Genomic DNA, 4145 nt, shown 5'->3' on the forward strand with positions numbered 1-4145 from the left:
CAAATCACTTGAGCCGCGGGGGGAAATTGATACCGTGCCCCTCCCGGCGCTAATCCGGCACCTGATAGGGAGCAATGGTATGAAACTCAGCATCGAACGCGGCGCACTGCTTAAGGCAGTGTCTCAGGCTCAATCCGTGGTCGAGCGGCGCAATACCATTCCGATCCTCGCCAATGTCCTTATCGAGGCCGAAGGCGATGCTGTTCATTTTCGCGCCACCGACCTTGATATCGAAGTTGTCGACAAGGCCCCGGCCATGGTCGAGCGCGCAGGTGCCACCACCGTATCGGCGGTGATGCTGCATGAAATCGTGCGCAAACTGCCCGATGGGGCGCTGGTCACTCTGGCCGATGACGGAACCGCCGGGCGTCTTACCGTTCAGGCGGGGCGATCGAACTTTAACCTTGCCACCCTGCCGAAAGAAGATTTCCCGGTCATGGCAAGCTCGGAATACGCCAGCAATTTCAGCGCCCCGGCACCGGTTCTGCGGCGGTTGTTCGATAAGTCGAAATTCGCCATTTCGACCGAGGAAACCCGGTATTACCTGAACGGCGTCTATATGCATGTGTCTGACGCCGATGGCGGCAAGGTGCTGCGGTGCGTGGCCACCGATGGCCACCGGCTGGCGCGCATTGACGCCGATCTTCCGGAAGGCGCCGCAGAGATGCCCGGCGTGATCGTACCGCGCAAGACCGTGGGCGAATTGCGTAAGCTTCTGGAAGACGACGACATGAAGATCGCCGTGTCGGTGTCGGAAACAAAGATCCGCTTTGCCACCCCCGATATCACCCTCACCTCGAAGGTGATCGACGGAACATTCCCCGATTACACCCGCGTTATCCCGCAGGGCAACACCCGCCGGATGGAAGTGGACGCCGCCGAATTTGCGCAGGCAGTGGATCGTGTTGCCACCGTCAGCTCCGAGCGCTCGCGCGCGGTCAAGCTGTCGCTGGACGAGGATCGCCTCATTCTGTCGGTCAACGCGCCCGATAGCGGCGCCGCCGAGGAAGAACTTGCCGTGGCTTACGGCGATGAGCGGCTTGAAATTGGCTTTAACGCCAAATACCTGCTGGAAATCGCAAGCCAGGTTGACCGGGAAAACGCAGTCTTCCTGTTCAATTCCTCGGGCGATCCGACCCTGATGCGCGAAGGCAACGATACCACCGCAGTCTATGTCGTCATGCCGATGCGCGTTTAACACCTGTCGGAGCCTCCGGCGGGAGTATTTTTGCCAAGAAGAAGGGCAATGAATGCCCGGCCTCTATCTGTCAGACCTGTCGTTATCGCATTTCCGCTCGCATAAGTCGGCGCGGCTGACGCTTGATGCGCGCCCGGTGGCGATTCACGGGCCCAACGGGGCCGGGAAAACCAATATCCTTGAGGCGGTATCGCTTTTCTCGCCGGGGCGCGGGCTGCGCCGGGCGGCGGCGCAGGATATGGCGCGCAGGCCAGAAGCCCTCGGCTGGAAGCTGAGCGGGGTTTTGCAGTCGTTGCATCGGCTGCACGAGATCGAGATTACCGCACAGGACGGGGCCGCGCGACAAGTGCGCATCGACGAGAAGGCCGCCACCCAAATGGCGCTTGGCCGGGTGGCGCGTGTGCTTTGGCTGGTGCCGTCGATGGACCGGCTCTGGATCGAGGGGGCCGAGGGGCGGCGGCGATTTCTGGATCGCATGACGATGAGTTTCACGCCCGGTCATGGCGAGGCCTCGCTTGCCTATGACAAGGCGATGCGCGAACGCAATCGTCTGCTTAAGGATCAGGTGCGCGATGCCCATTGGTATCTGGCGCTGGAGCGGCAGATGGCCGAAACGGGCGCCGCAATCCACGCCAACCGCAAGGCGGCGCTGGTTCTGGTCGCAGAATCACAGGCCGAGGCGCAAACCGCCTTTCCCGTGGCCGAGCTTGATCTGATCCAGACCGAGGGCGAGATGCCGGAAAATGCCGAAGACCTGCGCGAAGCCCTCGCCGAAAGCCGGTTTCGCGATCTGGTGGCCGGGCGCAGCCTTGTCGGGCCGCATCGCGCCGATCTTCACGGGGTCTATGCGGCCAAGGGCGTGCGCGCAGCCGATTGTTCGACCGGCGAACAAAAGGCGCTTTTGGTCTCGCTCATTCTCGCCAATGCCCGCGCGTTGGCGCGCGATTTCGGTGCGCCGCCGCTTTTGTTGCTTGATGAGGTCGCAGCCCATCTTGACGCCACACGTCGCGCGGCCCTTTATGACGAAATCTGTGCGTTGGGCGCACAGGCCTGGATGACCGGCACAGGGCCGGAATTGTTTGCCGAACTGGGCGACCGCGCCCAGCATGTCGAGGTCACTGATACCGATGGCACCAGCCACATCACCGGGAAGGAAACCGAATGACCCCTCAGCGCGTCACCCTGATCACCCTTGGCGTTGGCGATATTGAGCGATCAAAAGCGTTTTACGGCGCCCTTGGCTGGTCCCCGGCGCAAGAACAGGAGAGGGTCGCCTTTTATCAGATGAACGGGCTTGTTCTGGGCCTGTTCGGCAAGGCCGACCTGGCAAAGGATCAGGGCCGCTCCGAGGCAGAATTGGGCACCGGGGCAAGCACCCTGGCACAGAATTTCGCCACTGAATCAGAGGTTGATGCTGCCTATCAGACGGCCATTGCCGCCGGGGCGAGCCCGCTGAAAGCGCCGAAAAAGGTGTTTTGGGGCGGGTATTCTGGCTATTTTGCCGATCCTGATGGCCATGTCTGGGAAGTGGCGATGAACCCGTTCTGGCCGCTGTCCCCCGATGGCAGCCTCACATTGCCCGACGCCCGATGACCATCGAGCTTTTCGATCTCATGCTCTATGCGGCAGCCATGGCCGGGCTTTGGGCCGTGCCGGGTCCGGTCTGGGTCGCGCTGACCGCGCGTGCCCTCTCGGGTGGCATGCGCGGGGCATGGCCGCTGGCGGTGGGTGTGGCACTGGGCGATCTGATCTGGCCCCTCTGTGCGATCCTTGGCCTGGCATGGGTGCTGTCGCTCTATGGTGACGCGCTCAGCCTCCTGCGCTGGATCGCGGCGGGGGTGTTCATCGTGATGGGCCTGCTTTTGATCCGGACCCCGGCGCGCGTACCCGGCGCCGACAGCCGCATGACCCGTCCCGGCATCTGGGCCGGGTTTTCAGTGGGTATCGCGGCGGTGATCGGCAACCCAAAGGCGATCCTGTTCTACATGGGCTTTCTGCCGGGCTTTTTCGATCTCTCCACGGTCACGGTACCCGATATCGCCGCGATCCTTGCGGTTTCGGCCGTCGTGCCGATGTTGGGCAACCTGGCGCTGGCGTTCTTTCTCGACCGCGCGCGCCGTCTTTTGCAGAACCCCAAGGCGATCTCGCGGCTTAATTTCGGGTCTGGTTTGTTGCTGGTTCTGGTGGGGCTTGTCATTCCCTTTACCTAGGCGTGACTCAGCGCAAAATATGGGGGAATGACGTGACATTCCCCCCCAGACTTCGTATAAAATGGCAAAACTTCCGAAGGAAAACCCGCATGTCCGAACCCGCCATCGCACCCGAAGAATACGGGGCAGATTCCATCAAGGTTCTCAAAGGGTTAGAAGCGGTCCGCAAACGCCCTGGCATGTATATCGGCGATACCGATGACGGCTCTGGCCTGCATCACATGGTCTATGAGGTCGTGGATAACGGCATTGACGAGGCACTGGCCGGTCATGCCGATTCCGTCAATGTCACGATCCATGCGGATTCATCGGTTTCCGTAAGCGATAATGGCCGCGGCATTCCCGTCGATATGCACGAAGGCGAAGGCGTTTCGGCGGCCGAAGTGATCATGACCCAGCTACATGCCGGCGGCAAATTTGACAGCAACTCCTACAAGGTATCCGGTGGTCTGCATGGGGTCGGTGTTTCGGTGGTGAATGCGCTGTCCGACTGGCTGGAGCTGCGGATCTGGCGCGAAGGCAAGGAACACGTCGCCCGCTTTGAGCGTGGCGATACCGCTGAGCATCTGAAAGTGGTGCAGGAATGTGGCGAGCAAACCGGAACCGAGGTGCGGTTCATGGCTTCAACCGATACGTTTTCGAACCTGGAATACTCCTTTGAGACATTGGAAAAGCGCCTGCGTGAGCTGGCCTTTCTGAACTCTGGCGTGCGCAACATCCTGATCGACGAACGCCCC

5 protein-coding genes are annotated in these 4145 nt (G+C 61.3%); all 5 read left to right on the plus strand.

Going from position 1 to position 4145, the window contains the following annotated elements; translation table 11 throughout:
- The first annotated feature begins 79 nt into the window (after nucleotides 1–79).
- A complete protein-coding gene (gene dnaN, locus QZ522_RS18145; protein ID WP_294614918.1) occupies nucleotides 80–1198 on the plus strand; it encodes a DNA polymerase III subunit beta in 1119 nt (372 codons plus the stop codon).
- A 52-nt stretch (nucleotides 1199–1250) separates the two neighbouring features.
- Entirely contained in the window at nucleotides 1251–2363 is a 1113-nt protein-coding gene (recF, locus tag QZ522_RS18150) for a DNA replication/repair protein RecF (RefSeq protein WP_294614921.1), read from the plus strand.
- A complete protein-coding gene (locus QZ522_RS18155; protein ID WP_294614923.1) occupies nucleotides 2360–2791 on the plus strand; it encodes a VOC family protein in 432 nt (143 codons plus the stop codon). Before recF ends, QZ522_RS18155 begins: the two co-directional genes overlap by 4 nt.
- Complete coding sequence (locus QZ522_RS18160; RefSeq protein ID WP_294614925.1) at nucleotides 2788–3408, plus strand: LysE family translocator; 621 nt, start codon at nucleotides 2788–2790, stop codon at nucleotides 3406–3408. Before QZ522_RS18155 ends, QZ522_RS18160 begins: the two co-directional genes overlap by 4 nt.
- Nucleotides 3409–3497: 89 nt before the next feature.
- Nucleotides 3498–4145: ATP-binding protein (locus QZ522_RS18165; protein WP_294614928.1), on the plus strand; the 648-nt coding region annotated here is incomplete at its 3' end.

It is taken from the genome of uncultured Roseovarius sp. (assembly GCF_913054395.1).
In the GTDB taxonomy this organism is placed as follows: domain Bacteria; phylum Pseudomonadota; class Alphaproteobacteria; order Rhodobacterales; family Rhodobacteraceae; genus Roseovarius.

Coding starts and splice junctions, on each gene's coding strand:
- dnaN (WP_294614918.1), top strand. CDS start 80: ATGAAACTCAGCATCGAACGCGGCGCACTGCTTAAGGCAGTGTCTCAG.
- recF (WP_294614921.1), top strand. CDS start 1,251: ATGCCCGGCCTCTATCTGTCAGACCTGTCGTTATCGCATTTCCGCTCG.
- QZ522_RS18155 (WP_294614923.1), top strand. CDS start 2,360: ATGACCCCTCAGCGCGTCACCCTGATCACCCTTGGCGTTGGCGATATT.
- QZ522_RS18160 (WP_294614925.1), top strand. CDS start 2,788: ATGACCATCGAGCTTTTCGATCTCATGCTCTATGCGGCAGCCATGGCC.